We start from the raw sequence: 15,423 nt of genomic DNA, 5'->3' as shown, positions 1-15,423 counted from the left end.
GCAAGTTGTACCCAATCGCGGCGCACCCGCAGCACGGGCCCGGGCACAGCCTTCGGCACCAGGCAACTGCGCGCCAACATTGCGAAAAAGCGGCTTGTCCACAGCCCGGCGGCGCCTCTACTACTACGACTATCTCTTTATAAGAACTACAAGGAATAACAGCCGGGCCGGGCGAGCGCAGCCTGCCACGCGCCATGATGCTCCCATTTAAATAGCTATAGGTTGTTGCCGCACCAAGGCAAAAGCCGGTTTTCACCCAAAATTTTTCGGGCTTACCCGCCGGAGCTTTCTTCATCATGACTTTGCAGATCGCACTCGTGCTGGGCATCGCCGCGGTCGCGATGTATCTGTTCATCAGCGAGCGGCTGCGCATGGACATCGTGGCGCTGCTGGTGCTGCTGTCGCTGGCGCTCACCGGGCTGGTCACGCCGGGCGAAGCCCTGAGCGGCTTTTCCAACGAGGCGACCATCACCGTGGCCGCCATGTTCATCCTGGCCGCCGGCATCGAGAACACCGGCGCGCTGTCGGCCATCGCGCGGCTGCTCAGCAAGAGCCGCTCGCCGGTGGTGTTCCTGCTGCTGCTGTTCGGCCTGCTCGGGCTGATCGCGCCGTTCGTCAGCAACACGGCGGTGGTGGCGGTGTTCATCCCCATCGTCATCAACGCCAGCATGAACATCGGCATGCCGCCGACCAAGGCGCTGATCCCGCTGTCCTACGTCTCGCAGATGACGGGCGTGTGGACACTGATCGGCAGCTCCACCAACCTGCTGGTCAACTCGGTGGCCAAGGACCTGGGGCATCGCGGCTTTTCGATGTTCGAGTTCCTGCCCCTGGGGCTGATCTGCTGGGCGGCGGGCTGCCTGTACCTGCTGACCCTGGGCCGCTGGCTGCTGCCCAGCCAGGGCCAGCTGGACCTGCCCACGGTGCAGGAATCGGGCCACTACGTGACCGAGCTGCTGGTCGACGAAGACTCCACCTGCCTGGGCATGACCCTGGAGGAGGCGAAAATCAGCAGCAAGTACAAGATCTATGTGCTGGAGCTGTGGCGCGGGCACGAGCGCATGTGGGCACCGAAGTCGCAAAAACTCGAGCAGGGCGACGTGCTGCTGGTGCGCGGCAAGTGGTCGCAGCTGGAAAAGCTCAAGGAAGAGCTGCAACTGCAATACCACCGCCAGGCCAACGCGCAAGGCACCGTGCAGCGCGGCGACCAGGAAGCCGGCGAGGCCGAGCGCGACAAGCAGTTGATGGTGGAGGTCATGATCGCCACCAACTCGCCCCTGCTGGGGCGCACCATCCAGGCGGTGGACCGGCGCCTGCCGCGGCACAACGCCATCCTGGGCATCCAGCGGCGTGGCCAGGTCATCCGCGAGCACCTCGACAGCGTGCGCCTGGCCGTGGGCGACATCCTGCTGGTGCTGATGCGCGAGTCCGAGGTGGGCAAGCTGCGCAGCAACAACACCATCGTCGTGCTGTCCGAGCGCGCCGCGCCCACCCCGAAGGGCTGGCGCGCGCCGTTCGCGCTCATCACCATGGCGCTGGTGGTGGCCGGCGCGGCGCTGGGCTGGGTCAGCATCGCCATTGCCGCCCTGGCCGGCGCCGTGGCCATGGTGCTGGCCGGCTGCGTGGACCTGGACAACCTGTACGACGCCATCGACGGACGCATCCTGCTGCTGATAGCCTGTCTGCTGCCCCTGGGTACGGCGGTGAACAACAGCGGCGCGGCGCAGTTCCTGGTGGACCACACCATCGGCCTGGTCAGCAGCCACGGCCCGCTGGTGGTGCTGGGCGTGCTGTACCTGCTGGCGCTACTGCTGAGCGAAATGATGAGCCACGCGGCGGCGGCGGTGCTGCTCACGCCGATCGCGTTCTCCGCGGCGCGCCTGGTGGACGCCGACCCCACGCCGTTCCTGATCGCGGTGCTGTTCTCGGCCTCGACCAGCTTCCTCACGCCGGTGGGCTACCAGACCAACACCATGGTCTACAGCGCCGGGGGTTATCGCTTCTCGGATTTCATGAAGGTCGGGGCGCCGCTGAACCTCATCTTCTGGGTGGCCGGGATGGTCTTCATCCCGATCCTCTGGCCGTTTCAGGCGTCGTGAGCCATGCGCTGGCGCAGCCAGCCCTCCAGCTGCGCCAGGGGCAGCGGCCGGCTGAAGTGGTAGCCCTGGTAGCCGCTGCAGCCGGCCTTGCCCAGCCAGTGGTGCTGGTCGTGGGTCTCCACGCCCTCGGCGATGGCCTCGAGCCCGAGACTGGAGGCCAGGGCGATGATGGTCTTGACGATGGCCGCGTCGTTGGGGTCGGTCAGCAGGTCGCGCACGAAGCTCTGGTCGATCTTCAGCTGCGCCAGCGGCATGCGCTTGAGGTAGGCCAGCGACGAGTAGCCGGTGCCGAAGTCGTCCAGCGAAAACCCCACGCCATGCGCGCACAGGGCCTGCATGGTGGCGATGGTCGCCTGCATGTCCTCGACCAGCAGGCTCTCGGTGATCTCCAGCTTGAGCTGGCGCGCGGGAGCGCCGGTATCGGCCAGCGTGCGCAGCACCTCATCGACGAAGCCGGCATTGCGGAACTGGCGCGAGCTCACGTTCACCGCCATGGTCAGGTGGGCCAGGCGCGGCTCGCGCTGCCACTGCGCCAGCACCGCACAGGCCGTGTGCAGCACCCAGCGGCCCAGCGGCAGGATGAGCCCTGTCTCCTCGGCCAGCGGGATGAAGACCGCGGGCGAGACGCCATCGCGCCCGGGGTGCTGCCAGCGCGTCAGCGCCTCGACGCCGCGCACGTGGCCGGCGCTATCCATCACGGGCTGGTAGGCCAGGTGGAACTGGCCCTGCGCCAGGGCCTCGCGCAGGTCCGCCTCCAGCTGCGTGCGCTCGGCCAGCGCCTGCTCCATGGTCGGGTCGAAGAAGCGCAACGTGTTGCGCCCGGCCATCTTGGCCTGGTACATGGCCATGTCCGCCTGCTTGAGCAGCTCGCCCACGCTGGTGGGCAGGTCGCCGAACACGGCGATGCCAATGCTGGGCGTGCTGCGCGCCTGGTAGTCGCCCAGCGTGTAGGGCGCGGCCAGCACCGCCAGCAGCTCCTCGCCCAGGCTGAGCGCCTGCGCCACCGGCCGCAGCTGCGTGATGTCGGGGTAGCGCTGCAGCACCACGAACTCGTCGCCGCCGATGCGCGCGATCAGGTCGTCCGCGTGCGTGCAGCCGCGCAGGCGCTCGGCCACCTGCTGCAGCAGCTGGTCGCCCATGTCGTGGCCCAGCGTGTCGTTGAGGGTCTTGAAGTTGTCCAGGTCGATGAACAGCAGCGCGCCGTGCGGGTCCGGGCCGCCGCCGCCGCCCTCGCGGGCTTGGCCGAGCAGGGCGCGCTCCATGTGCTGCATGAGCTGCAACCGGTTGGGCAGGCCGGTCAGCGCGTCGAAGAAGGCCAGGCGCTGGATCTCGCGCTCGCTGGCCTTGCGCTGGGCGATGTCGGTGTTCATGGCCAGCACCGCCTCGGGCTCGCCATCGTCGGTGCGCACCAGCGTCCAGCGGCCCTCCACCTCCAGCCGGCGGCCTTCGCGGTCGTACTGCACGATCTCGCCGCCCCACTCGCCCTCGCGCAGGGTGGCCTGCATGGCGTGGTGGAAGATCGAAGGGTCGCGGTACAGCAGCTCGCTCACGTTGCGGCCCAGCACCTCGGCGCTGCGCCAGCCGTACAGGCGCTCGGCGCTGTGGTTCCAGTAGATCACGCGGTGCTGCAGGTCGCGCACGATGATGGCGTCGCGCGCCTTGTCCAGCAGCGAGGCCTGGCGCCGGATGTGCGCGTCGGCCGTCTGGCGCTCGAGTTCGGCGGTGGCGCGGGCAGCAAAAATCTGCAGCGTGTTCACCACGAACTGCGTGGGCTCCAGCGGCTGCTCGTAAGCCACGAACAGCAGACCGATGGGCACGCCGTTGCGGTCGGCCAGCTGCTGGCCGACATAGCTGCGCGCGCCCGAGCGCGCCAGCAGCGGGGCGTTGGGGTAGAGCGTGGCCGCGTGGTCGGCCACCACGTACTGGCGGTGCGTGAGCAGGTAGTGGCTGGGCGTGCCCTCCAGCGCGTATTCGCCATTGGCCTGGGTGTGGCCCTGGCAGACGTGCGACAGCGTCGCCACGCGCTGGGGTCCGCCCGGCTCGGCCGGCAGCAGCCGGGCCACGCAGGCGATCTGCGCGCCCAGGGCCGAGGCCATGTTCTGCGCCAGCCGCTCGAAGAACTGCGCGCCCGTGCCGTCGGAGACGGCCGCTGCCACCTTCAGCAGCACCGACTGCAGGCGCTGCTGGCCGGCGCGCGTGCGCAGGCCCTGAATGCCGTAGGCCAGGTCGGCGGCCAGGGCTTCGAGCAGCTGCGTCTCCTCCTGGCCGATGTGCAGCACCTCGGGCGCGTACAGGTACAGCAGCCCGAATGATTCGCCGCTGCTCTTGAGCGGCAGGCAGACCACGGCGTGCAGGCCCTTGCGCGTGAGCTCGTGCGACCAGGAATGAAAGCCCGAAGCGGCATCGACGTCACGCACGATCACGGTCTGGCCACTGCGCAGCGCCTTGCCCGCCGGGCCGCGCCCGCGCGGATCGGCCGGCGACCAGCTCAGGTGCAGCTGCGCCACGTAGTCCTCGAAGCCGCCGGCGCTGGCCACGATGTCGATGCTCCGGCGCATGTCGCTGCGCGCCATGCCCACCCAGGCCAGCGAGTAGCCGCCGATCTCCACCGTCATGCGGCACACGGCGTGCAGCAGCTCGTCCTCGGACGAGGCCCGCACCAGCAGCTCGCTGCAGGCGGTCTTCATGCGCCGGGCACGGTTGACGCGGGCCAGCTCGTCCTCCATGCGGCAGCGCTCGGTCACGTCGCTGGCCAGCACCTGCCAGGCGGGGCGGCCGTCGAATTCGGTCTCGCCCAGCACCGCCTCCACGTCGATGGGCGCGCCCCCGCGGCGCTGGTGGCGCCACAGCGTGGGGGCGTGCGAGGCGCCTGCCTGGGCCACGGCGGCATCCACGCCTGCCTGCTGCGCGGGCGGCCACAGCGCCCGCATGTCCAGCTCCAGCAGTTCCTGCTGGTCGTAGCCGTAGTGCCGCGCCATGGCGCGGTTGGCCGCCAGGATGCGCAGGCTGCCGCGCTCGCAGACCCACATGGGCTGGGCATGCTCGGCAAACAGGCTGCGGTATTGGCGCTCGGAGGCGCGTAGCCGCGCTTCGACCCGGCGCAGCTGCACCAGCGCCGCCAGCGACTCCGCCAGGATGCGCAGGTGCGCCAGGTGCTGCTGCGCCAGCGGCCGGTGCGGCGGCGCCAGCACCTGCACGAGGCCCAACAGCTCGCCGCCAGCCGACAGGGGCACGGCCACGAATTGGCGACCGTGTTCCTCGCCCGTGGCGTGGGCCGCGGCCCCCGGGGCGCCGGCCAGCGCCTCCAGCTGCAGCCAGGGCGGGCAGTCCTGCAGCGGCGTGGCCTGCTGCAGCGGCGGCAGGGGCTGCGCGCCGACGGCGGCCAGCATGCGCAGCGCGTCCCCTTCGCGCAGCGCCACCAGTGCTGCCTCGGCGCCGGCTAGCTCGCAGGCCGCCTCGGCCGCCTGCGCCAGCGCCTCCTGCAGCGGCTGGTCCAGCCGCGTGATCTGCTGCTGCACCTGTAGCAGGAGCACGTGCGCGCGCGCCTCGGCGCGGGCGTTGAGCTCCATCTGCTTGTGCGTGCTGATGTCCTTCATGCCGCCCACCATGCGGTAGGCGACGCCGGCGGCATCGCGCAGCACGAAGCCGCGGTCGCTCACCCAGGCGTAGCTGCCGTCCTTGCGGCGAAAGCGGTACTCGGCACTCCAGTGCTGGCCGGTGCCGGCGATGGTGGTGTAGAGCGCCTCGATCACCTTGAGGCCATCGGTGGGGTGCAGGCGCTCGGTCCAGGAGCGGCTGTCGGGCGGCAGGTCGGCGCGCGTCTCGCCGGTCAGGCGCTGCAGGCCCTCGCTCCACCACAGGGCGTCGCTCAACAGGTTCCAGTCCCAGATGGTGTCGGACGTGGCGCGCGCCACCAGCTGAAAGCGCTCCTCGCTCTCGCGCACGTCCTGCGCCGCGCCATACAGCGCGGTGATGCGCCCGTCGGCGTCGCGCACGCCCTGGCCGGCCAGGCGCACGCACATCTGCTGGCCGTCCGGCAGCAGCGCCTGCGCCAGCAGGTCGAAGGACTGGCCGCGCAGCGCGCACTGGGCCAGCGCCTCATGCACCAGCGAGCGATCTTCGGGCGCGAACTGCAGCAGCGCATGCGCCAGGGGCTGGGGCGTGCGCGGCCAGCCGAACAGGTGCGCGGCCTCGGGCGCCCAGCAGAACGCCGCCCCGGTCAGGTCGCCCCGCGTCTTGCCAGGCGGGGGCAGCAGCAGCTGCCAGCCCACCGCGCGCGCCAGGCGTGCCACCGCGCGCAGCGCCTGGGCACGGCTCTCGCCTTGCAGCTGGACGGGGGCGCTGATGGTGGAGGTGCTCACGGGCGCAGCCCTCCACAGGCGGAGCGCTCGGACGGCTCGATGCGGTCACACGGCGAAGCGTTGCGGGACATCTGCATGGGCTGGAAGCGAAGGCACCGCCAGGTGGCCTGTCCTCGAAGCAGAAAAATTGGCCTGCGGCGGAGCGGCCATGGTACACCGGAGAATTGACCGCCCGGTCAGACCGCGGCCCTGCCGCGGCGCGCGCGGACGGCGCCGGCCAGCGCCTGCAAGAGCGGCACCGTCTGCGCGAAGCCGATGCAGGCGTCGGTCACCGAGACACCGGGCGCCAGCGGCTGCCCGGGCACGATGTCCTGGCGGCCCTCGTTCAGGTGGCTCTCGACCATGATGCCGGTGATGCGCACATCGCCCGCCGCGATCTGCGCGGCCACGTCCTCGCCCACGGCGATCTGGCGCGCGTGCTGCTTGCTGCTGTTGGCGTGCGACAGGTCGACCATGACCTGCTCGCGCAGGCCGCTGGCGGCCAGCAGTTCGCAGGCTGCCTGCACGTCGGCGGCGCCATAGTTGGGCTGGCGGCCGCCGCGCAGGATGACGTGGCAGTCGTGGTTGCCGCGCGTCTCGAAGATGGCCGCCTGGCCCATCTTGGTCATGCCCATGAAGGCATGGGACGAGCGCGCGGCAAGCATGGCGTCGGCGGCCACGCGCACGCCGCCGTCGGTGCCGTTCTTGAAGCCCACCGGACACGACAGGCCGCTGGCCAGCTGCCGGTGGCTCTGGCTTTCGGTGGTGCGCGCGCCGATGGCGCCCCAGCTGACCAGGTCGCTGATGAACTGCGGGCTGAGCAGGTCCAGGAACTCGGTGCCCACGGGCAGGCCCAGCGCCAGCACGTCCAGCAGCAGCGCCCGGGCGCGCTCCAGTCCCTCGTTGATGGCGAAGCTGCCGTCCAGGCGCGGGTCGTTGATGTAGCCCTTCCAGCCCACGGTGGTGCGGGGCTTCTCGAAATACACGCGCATCACGACCAGCAGCTCGGTCGCCAGCGCATCGGCCTCGGCCTTGAGCAGGCGTGCGTACTCGATCGCCTCATCGTGGTCGTGGATGGAGCAGGGGCCGACGACGACGACGAGCCGGTCGTCCTGCCCGGCCAGCACCCGGGCGATGGCGGCGCGGCTGTCCTCGACCAGGGCCTGCGCCGCCTCGGTCGCGGGCAGCCATTCCTGCAGCAGCGCCGGCGTGATGAGCGGGCGCACGGCCTTGATGCGCAGGTCATCGATGCGGGTCGTGTCCTGCGTGGAAAAAGAGGAAGTGGCGGTATGGATCATGGGGGGCGATTGTCGCGCCCGTGTCCGACGCGCTGCTGACGGGCTCACGGCCTGTACAGGCAGAAGGCTCTCACGGCCGGCGAAAGCGCGCGTTCTGGCGGGCCCAGTGGCGCGACTGCAGGTGGTCCAGCCGCACCGTGCCGCCAGTGGAGGGCGCGTGCACGAAGCGCCCTTCGCCCACGTAGATGCCGGCGTGCGTGGCCCGGCCCTGGCCGAACACCACCAGGTCGCCGGTGCGCAGGTCGGCCATGTCCACGTCGGCGCCGAAACTGCTGAGCTGGGCCACCGTGCGCGGCGGCGCCACGCCGGCGCGGCTGGTATAGACGTAGCCGATCAGGCCGCTGCAGTCGAAGCCGCTGTCGGGGGTGTTGCCGCCGTAGCGGTAGGGCGTGCCGACCAGGCCCAGGGCGTGGATGGCGATGTCGCTCGACTGCTCGGGCGACAGGCGCGCGTAGGGCATCCGGGCTGCGCTGCTGCCAGCCGCAGGGGCACTTGCGCGCACGCTGCCGGAGGGCGGCGCGGCGCAGCCGACCAGCACAGCGCCCAGGCCCAGCGCGGCAGCCATGTGCGCGAAACGGGGAAAGAGGCAGCGGGACATGGGGGCCGAGCGTAGCGCAGCAGGCGCCCGGCGGCACCGGCACTGACCCCGAGGGGCCTCGCCCCCTGACCTGAAAAACCCGTTTTGATAGCTGGAAACCCGCGACTGGCGCGGGTTTCCAGCTGATTCTCAAGACAATGTCGTCAGAACTTGTCCAGGTTGGTGCCGCGGCGCTCTTGCACCTGGTTGTCGCTGCCGACGTTGCTCTGGAGGTCGCGGCGCTGGGCGGACTCCTTGTTGCTGGTCTGCACTTCGGCGTCCTGCGTGCCCTGCCCCTCCTCGCGGGGCTTGCCGGTCTGCGGAGAGACGTCCTGGGTGGTCTTTTCGTTTTGTGGATGCATGAGAGATTCCTCCTGTGGATGCGGGTGTCAAAGATCGAGTTCGCGGTGCTCGCCCAGCCCCTTGGGCCGCTCGCCCGTCATGGCGGCGGTGGCCATCTTGTAGAGCTGGGTCAGCTTGCTTTCCTTGACGTCCCAGTACTCGGCGTGCTGGATGTGCACCGCCAGCAGCACCAGGTTGGGGTCGCCCGGGCCGTCCGGGAACCAGGCCTTGGCCATGGGGTTCCAGAGCTCTTCCTTGCGCGCCGCGTCCTCGATGAAGGCGGCAGTGCCGGAGACCGAGACGTAGCAGTCCTCGCCCGGGTCGGCGTAGCTCAGGTTGACCTGGCTGTCGGCGGCCAGGCGCTCGTGCAGCTCGCCGTCGCGTGGGATGAAGAAATACAGCTGCGCCTGCTGGTCGATGTCCTTGTTGAGCGTGGTCAGCGGGTGCGAGTGCAGCATGCCGCTGGCCGCACGGTGCGTCAGCATGCCAAAGCGGATGTCCTTGATGCGCTCAAACAGCGCGGCGCGGGGGTCGTCGGTCTCGGAAGTCATGCAAGGGGCTCCAGGCAGGGTGGATGGATGCGAGAGCGCGGCGCTCGCCAAGGCGGGCCGCCGTCCGTCCAGACCACTGTAGGCCTGCACCCGCGGGCGCCGGGTCAGCGCCGGGCCAGCGCCGCTGTGGGGGCCGTCCGACGCGCGCGGCCAATGGGCGCCCGTGCGGGCTGCCTTCAGCCCGCGCGCCGCTGCAGCGTGAACGGCGGCAGCCCGGCCAGCAGACGCTGGCCGTAGCCGGTGCGCACCAGGCGCTTGTCGTAGCAGAACACCCGGGCGTGGTCGTCCTCGGTGCGGATGGCCCGGCCCACCCATTGCGCCAGGCGGATGGCGGTGGCCGGCACCACCAGCTCGCTGAACGGGTCGCGCCCGGCGGCGCGCAGCCACTCGGCGCGGGCCTCGCCCACCGGATCGTCGGGCGGGGCAAAGGGCAGCTTGGTGATGAACAGCGACTCGCACAGCCGCCCGGGCAGGTCCAGCCCCTCGCCGAAGGACTGCATGCCGAAGATGATGGACGGCTGCCCCGCGGCGACCCGCTCGCGGTGGCGCGCCAGCAGCTCGCGCCGGGGCAGCTGGCCCTGCACCAGCACGGCACTGCGCAGCGCCGTGGGCAGCTCGGCCTCGGCGCGGCGCATCTGCTCGCGCGAGGTGAACAGCACCAGCGCGCCGGCCTCGACCTGCGCCAGGTCGGTCAGCAGTGCGTCCACCATCTCGGCGGTGAAGGCCTGCGCGTCGCGCGGCTCGGCGCGTGTCTCGTGCGCCACCAGCGTGCCCTGGCGGGGGTAGTCGAAGGGGCTGTCCACCGAGAGCGTGGAGACCGCCGCGTCGCCCGACAGGCCGGCCTCGCGCAGGAAAAAGTCGAACTGCCCGCAGCTGGCGAGCGTGGCCGAGGTTAGCACCGCACCGCGCACGGCCGACCACAGGTGCTGACGCAACGCGTTGCCCGGCAGCACGGGGCTGGCGTGCGCGCGCAGGCTGGCGAAGTCGCCCTGCGTCGACAGGGTGAACCACTTGGCCGCGGGCACGGCGCCCTCGGGCGCCTCGGCCGTGAGCAGCTGCGCCGCCGCGTGCACGGCCTCGAGCCGCGGCGCCAGCGCCCCGATCTGGGCGTAGAGCTGCGACAGCCGGCGCGCCTCGTCCGGCGTCTCGCGCATGGCGCTGCGCAGCGCCTTGGCGATGGCGCGCAGCGCCTCGATGAAGCCCTCGGCGTGCTGGGCGGCCTGACCAAAAGGCTCGCGCAGCGGCTCGGGCAGTAGGCCGCAGGCCACCCGGGCGCGCGTGGGCAGGCCGGCGCCGCTGCCGGCGCGCGGCGCGGCGCGCAGGCTCTCGCCGTACAGGTCCATGGCCAGGCGGGCCGCATCCTGCAGCGCGGCACGCAGGCGCGCGGCGTGGTTGGGGATGTCGGCGATCTCGGCCACTTCGACCAGCTGCCCGATGCGCAGCGCGCGGCTGGCGAGCTTGTCGATCCAGCCGAGGTAGGACAGGTCCACCTCGCAGGCGAACTGCGACAGGGCGGTCGAGGGCAGGTGGTGCGCCTCGTCCAGGATCAGCAGGCAGTTGTCCAGGTCGGGCAGCAGGCGCGCGCCCAGGGACGACAGCAGCAGGTCGTGGTTGGCGACGATGACTTGGGCGGCCACCAGCTCCTTGCGCCGGTCGTAATAGGTGCACTGCGAGAACATAGGGCAGTGCCGGCCGGTGCAGGAGTGCATCTCGGCCGCCACGGGCGTCCAGGCCTCGGGCTCGGGCGGGTGCTGCAGCGTGTCGCGGTCGCCGTCCCAGCTGCCCGAGGCCAGAGCGTCGGCCATGCTGGCGTAGAACTTCATGCGCGCCTGCGCGCCCTGGCGGCTCTTCGGGGTGGGGGCGGCCTCGGGCTCCTCGGCGGGCGCGCCGAACAGGTCCTCCGTGGCGCCGAACTCGTCGTCGGTGCCGGCGGCCAGCCGCTCGAGCTTGAGCTTGCAGACGTAGCGCCCGCGCCCTTTGGCCAGGGCAAAGCGCAGCGGCTCGTCCAGGTGCGCGGCCAGCGCCGGCAGGTCCTTGGTGACCAGCTGCTCCTGCAGCGCCACGGTGGCGGTGGAGATGACGACCCGCGTGCCGCGCGACAGCGCCAGGGCGATGGCCGGCGCGCTGTAGGCCAGCGACTTGCCCACCCCCGTGCCGGCCTGCACCACGGCGATGGCGCGCCCGGGCTCCTCGTCTCCGTCCTCGGCCTTGCCCAGCTCGGCGCGGCTGAAGGTCTCGGCCACCCGCTCGGCCATGAGGCGCTGGCCCTCGCGCGCGCGAAAGCCGGCGGTGGACTGCACCACCGCCTCGAAGGTCTGCAGGGCGCCATCGGCCCACTGCTGCGCGGTCATGGGGGGAAAGAGCGACAAAAAAAGCCTGTAGGAAAGCCTGTATGTTTATCCAGGATGGTAGCGGAACGCCGCGGGCACACAGCCTATGGGGTTGCCCGGCCCGGGCCTACGCCCGTGCCTCGCGCCGCCACCCTAGCATGGCCCTGGCAGACGGCGGCAGCCCGCCCGCCTGCCCATTTCTGGACCCTTTTTCCTTCACCGCACACTGCCGAGGCCTGCCATGGCAAACCAGCCCACTGCTCACACCATCCCCACCTCACCCCAGGACCGCGACCCGCCGGGCAAGCCCGCCAACCTGCATGGCGTGGACCTGACGCAGCCCGCCCGCAAGGACGAGGCGCAGAACCCGCCCCGCATGCCGCACGAGCGCGACCAGGACGTCGACATGACCAGCGATACGCCCGATCCCCGGGTGCAGCAAGGTGCGCGCGACCTCGAACGCGGCCTGCAGGACACCGACCAGGGCCTGCAGACTGACGAGAGCCGCACCCGGCCGCGCCCGCCGGTTTAGGTCTGGCGGGAGCTCATAGTCCGTAGCGCCATCACGGCGCGCCGGGCGGTGGGGCGAGGCGTGCCAGGCGGAATCATTTTTCATAGCTGAAAGCCGTTGCTGCGCAAGGGAAGAACGGCTTTTTCAATCAGATAAATCGGCCAGCGCCGGGTGCTGCCGCAGCAGCCTTCAGTCGCCCTGCTCCAGCCGGGCCTGCAAGGTGATCTCGGGCACGGCGGCCAAGGCCTTGGACAGGGGGCAGTTGCGCTTGGCCTCTTCGGCGATCTTCTGGAACTCATCCTCGCCGATGCCGGGAATGCGGGCCGTGAGCGTGAGCGCGATGCGATCGATCTTGAAGCCCTCGCCCTCCTTGGCCAGGCGCACGCGTGCCGTGGTGTCGAGCGTGCGCGTGGCAAAGCCCGCCTTGTCGCAGGCGAACGAGACGGCCATGGTGAAGCAGGCGGCGTGCGCGGCGCCCAGGATCTCTTCCGGGTTGGTGCCCTTGCGGTCGTCACCAAAGCGGCTGGCAAAGCCGTAGGGGTATTTCTGCAGCGACCCGGTTTCGGTGCTGACCTGGCCCTGGCCGGCGCGGCCGGCGCCCTCCCAGTGGACGGATGCGGATTTCTCGCTCATGTGCTGGCTCCTGTGGCGGGGTGGTTGAACTCGGCCGGCCCGTGCGGCCGAAGCGCCGATCACAGCACGGCCGCGCCATGCCCGCTGTCGGCCCGCGCGCCCTGCAGGCCGAAGCCCGGCGCCTACAGCGCCGGCGCGGCCCCAGGCGCTACAGTGCGGCGCATGTCCGACAGCCGCTGCATCTCTTCCTCGAACCCATCGACCTTCGTTGCCCGGCGCCTGCGCATCCACGGCCGGGTGCAGGGCGTGTATTACCGCCAGTCCACCGTCGAGCAGGCGCGCCGCCTGGGCGTTGCCGGCTGGGTGCGCAACCGCAGCGATGGCACGGTCGAAGCCCTGATCATGGGCACGCAGGCGGCCGTGCAGGCCCTGGTGGACTGGGCGCAGCAGGGGCCGCGTGATGCGCGCGTGGACCGCGTCGAAGTGGCCGAGGAGGCTGCACCCGAGCCCCCGCCCCAGGGTTTCGTGCAGCGCGAGACGCTCTGATTGGCCGCTCAGCCCGGCGGCTGGCGCTCAGCTGCCCGGCGCATCGCCTCGGCCAGGGCCTGCTGGCCGCGCGTCTGCAGCTGGCCGATAACGCCGTCCCGGTCGGGCGCGGTGCGGTTCTGGCTCAGCTTGCGCTTGCCCTCGATGCGCGTGATGCCCACCTCGATGCCGACGATGGCGCGCAGCATCTCGTCCAGATAGTCGCGCGGCGCGTCGCCCATCCGCCAGGGCTGGGGCTCGGCGGCCTCGTGCTGGCGCGTCAGGCGTGCGACCACGCGGCGCACATGGCGCTCGTCGTCATGCACGGTGAGCCGGCCGTGCACGTGCACCGCCTCGTAGTTCCAGGTGGGCACGGCGCGGTGCGTCTCGTGCTTGGAGGGGTACCAGTTGGGCGAGATGTAGCCGTGCTGCCCGCGAAACACCACCAGCGCATCGACCGCGCCGCCGGCCGGCACCTCGCGCCACAGCGCATTGGCGCGCGCCACGTGCGCCACCAGCGTGCCGTGCGGGCCGCGCTCGGCGTCGAGCAAAAAAGGCAGGTGCTCGGCATCCAGCCCCTGGGGGCCCTGGCGGCACAGCAGGCCCAGCGGGTGTGCGCGGATCAGGCCGTGCAGGGCTTCGGGGCGGTCTTCGGCAAAGGCGGCGGGCGTGTACATGGCGGGCCTGGGTGCGGAGGGCTTTTTTCAGGGCCGCGCCGGCATCCGCGCGCCATAGGCGCACCAGCCAGGGCGGGGGCTTTTCTGCTGCGGATGCAGGCGGCAGGTCTCGGGCCGGCGCTCGTACACCGTGCAGCGGCGCGTGCGCGCATCCAGGAACTGGCAGTCGCCGCTGGCACGCCGCGCCAGGGTGAACAGCTGATTTTTCGGGCTGAAGTGGTCGATCAGCCGCGCCTTGGAGAGGCGCCGGGCGATCAGGCGCGGCTCGACGTTGTCGGCCTCGAAAGCTTCGACCAGGCCCAGGCGCACCAGGTCGGGCAGCTGCACTTCGAGCGGCATGGTGCAGCAGTTGGCGTTGCAGGACTCGCACAGGCCGGCGCGGTGGCGCGTCCAGGTGCCCGGGCGGTCGGTGTCGACGAGGGGGATGGTGCGGGGGGGCATGGGAGGGCGGATTGTGGAGCGGGACGCGAGGCGGCCGGGCTGCGTGGTTTTTCTGCGGGAGTAGCTGTCTGATGCAAGCCAGGTTTTAAGTGACGTGTCTATGCGGCGGAGAACTTGCCGGGGTATCGAGCATTCACGGGCCTGGGCTGGACCGAATTTTCTGAGCTGCCTACACGGCAGAGAACTATGCCAGCTCACCCGCGACAGCTCACGGGTATTTCTGAGCTGCCTACACGGCAGAGAACCAGGGCCGGTCGATGGCCTCGACGGCGATCTCTTTCTGAGCTGCCTACACGGCAGAGAACCCCGCCGCGCCCACATCCGCCATCGACCTGCTTTTCTGAGCTGCCTACACGGCAGAGAACCGCAGGAGTTCCACAATTCGGGCTTTTTCTGTTTTCTGAGCTGCCTACACGGCAGAGAACCAGGACTGATGCAATGCCCTCGATGCCGGCCGTTTCTGAGCTGCCTACACGGCAGAGAACCATCCATCGAGCCGATGCGGCGGCCTGCGTTTTTTCTGAGCTGCCTACACGGCAGAGAACAAGTCCACAAAAAAAGGGGCAGGGCGCGTGCATTTCTGAGCTGCCTACACGGCAGAGAACCGGCAAGCCGCGCAGTACCAAACCGAGTGCCTTTTCTGAGCTGCCTACACGGCAGAGAACAGCATGGGTAGATGACGCCTGGCATCTGCAGTTTTCTGAGCTGCCTACACGGCAGAGAACGCCTTGACGAACACGTCCAGGTCGGCCTGCTTTTTCTGAGCTGCCTACACGGCAGAGAACCCCTACATCGGCCCCGACCGCCGCCTCTCCAATTTCTGAGCTGCCTACACGGCAGAGAACGGTCCAACTCCGAACCGCTGGAACGCCTTGATTTTCTGAGCTGCCTACACGGCAGAGAACGCAGCGAATTTTCGGAAGCACCCGGACGCGATTTTCTGAGCTGCCTACACGGCAGAGAACACAAGCGACGGCGTGCTGATGCAAGAGGGCATTTTCTGAGCTGCCTACACGGCAGAGAACTCCGCCATCTGCTTTGCCCCGTTGTGGTGCGTTTTCTGAGCTGCCTACACGGCAGAGAACCCCGGAAAACAGCGAGCCATCGTCGCGCATCATTTCTGAGCTGCCTACACGGCAGAGAACGCGTACCAAAAAGC

12 protein-coding genes and 1 CRISPR repeat array (1 of these 13 running past the window's edge) are annotated in these 15,423 nt (G+C 70.1%); of the genes, 3 read left to right on the top strand and 9 right to left on the bottom strand.

The window, feature by feature from the left end; genetic code table 11:
* The first annotated feature begins 296 nt into the window (after window positions 1-296).
* A complete protein-coding gene (locus tag RT051_RS03160; protein ID WP_313071525.1) occupies window positions 297-2,099 on the top strand; it encodes an SLC13 family permease in 1,803 nt (600 codons plus the stop codon).
* Here RT051_RS03160 and RT051_RS03155 read toward each other — a convergent pair.
* The 6 genes from RT051_RS03155 to dinG all read right to left on the bottom strand — a co-directional run bounded on the left by RT051_RS03155 (window position 2,087) and on the right by dinG (window position 11,558).
* Window positions 2,087-6,460, bottom strand: a complete 4,374-nt coding sequence (locus tag RT051_RS03155; RefSeq protein ID WP_313071520.1) for an EAL domain-containing protein — start codon at window positions 6,458-6,460, stop codon at window positions 2,087-2,089. The genes RT051_RS03160 and RT051_RS03155 overlap by 13 nt on opposite strands.
* A 176-nt stretch (window positions 6,461-6,636) precedes the next feature.
* Window positions 6,637-7,737 (bottom strand): 3-deoxy-7-phosphoheptulonate synthase, encoded by a 1,101-nt coding sequence (locus tag RT051_RS03150; protein ID WP_313071516.1) that lies wholly within the window; start codon window positions 7,735-7,737, stop codon window positions 6,637-6,639.
* 70 nt (window positions 7,738-7,807) lie between these two features.
* Window positions 7,808-8,335: a C40 family peptidase gene (locus RT051_RS03145; RefSeq protein ID WP_313071512.1), complete on the bottom strand. Its 528-nt coding sequence runs from the start codon at window positions 8,333-8,335 to the stop codon at window positions 7,808-7,810.
* Window positions 8,336-8,478: 143 nt separating this feature from the next.
* Window positions 8,479-8,676 (bottom strand): hypothetical protein, encoded by a 198-nt coding sequence (locus RT051_RS03140; protein WP_313071508.1) that lies wholly within the window; start codon window positions 8,674-8,676, stop codon window positions 8,479-8,481.
* Window positions 8,677-8,703: 27 nt separating this feature from the next.
* Window positions 8,704-9,207 carry a pyridoxamine 5'-phosphate oxidase family protein gene (locus RT051_RS03135; protein WP_313071505.1) on the bottom strand — a complete coding sequence of 168 codons (504 nt, stop codon included), beginning with the start codon at window positions 9,205-9,207 and terminating at the stop codon, window positions 8,704-8,706.
* Between the two features lie 176 nt (window positions 9,208-9,383).
* Window positions 9,384-11,558, bottom strand: coding sequence for an ATP-dependent DNA helicase DinG (gene dinG / locus RT051_RS03130; RefSeq protein WP_313071501.1), 2,175 nt, complete (start codon window positions 11,556-11,558; stop codon window positions 9,384-9,386).
* 220 nt (window positions 11,559-11,778) lie between these two features.
* Here dinG and RT051_RS03125 point away from each other — a divergent pair, with 220 nt between their 5' ends.
* Window positions 11,779-12,069, top strand: a complete 291-nt coding sequence (locus tag RT051_RS03125; protein WP_313071498.1) for a hypothetical protein — start codon at window positions 11,779-11,781, stop codon at window positions 12,067-12,069.
* A 168-nt stretch (window positions 12,070-12,237) separates the two neighbouring features.
* On the opposite strand, the gene RT051_RS03120 is transcribed toward RT051_RS03125, so the two are convergent.
* Window positions 12,238-12,681: an OsmC family protein gene (locus RT051_RS03120; RefSeq protein ID WP_313071494.1), complete on the bottom strand. Its 444-nt coding sequence runs from the start codon at window positions 12,679-12,681 to the stop codon at window positions 12,238-12,240.
* Between the two features lie 162 nt (window positions 12,682-12,843).
* Between RT051_RS03120 and RT051_RS03115 the strand changes: the two genes are divergently transcribed.
* Window positions 12,844-13,167 (top strand): acylphosphatase, encoded by a 324-nt coding sequence (locus RT051_RS03115; protein ID WP_313071490.1) that lies wholly within the window; start codon window positions 12,844-12,846, stop codon window positions 13,165-13,167.
* Window positions 13,168-13,175: 8 nt separating this feature from the next.
* Here the strand turns inward: RT051_RS03115 and RT051_RS03110 are convergent, their stop codons facing one another.
* Both RT051_RS03110 and RT051_RS03105 read right to left on the bottom strand, forming a co-directional pair.
* On the bottom strand, window positions 13,176-13,823 hold the full coding sequence (locus tag RT051_RS03110; protein WP_313071486.1) for an FMN-binding negative transcriptional regulator: 648 nt from the start codon (window positions 13,821-13,823) through the stop codon (window positions 13,176-13,178).
* Between the two features lie 27 nt (window positions 13,824-13,850).
* A complete protein-coding gene (locus tag RT051_RS03105) occupies window positions 13,851-14,264 on the bottom strand; it encodes a YkgJ family cysteine cluster protein (protein WP_313071483.1) in 414 nt (137 codons plus the stop codon).
* A gap of 157 nt (window positions 14,265-14,421) precedes the next feature.
* A CRISPR array of direct repeats spans window positions 14,422-15,423; the repeat unit is 28 nt; unit sequence TTTCTGAGCTGCCTACACGGCAGAGAAC; it runs 1,368 nt beyond the window's last position.

Source organism: Melaminivora sp., from assembly GCF_032059615.1.
Lineage (GTDB): Bacteria > Pseudomonadota > Gammaproteobacteria > Burkholderiales > Burkholderiaceae_C > Melaminivora.
Note: the sequence above shows the minus strand (reverse complement) of the source record. Positions and strands in the feature narration are given on the sequence as shown.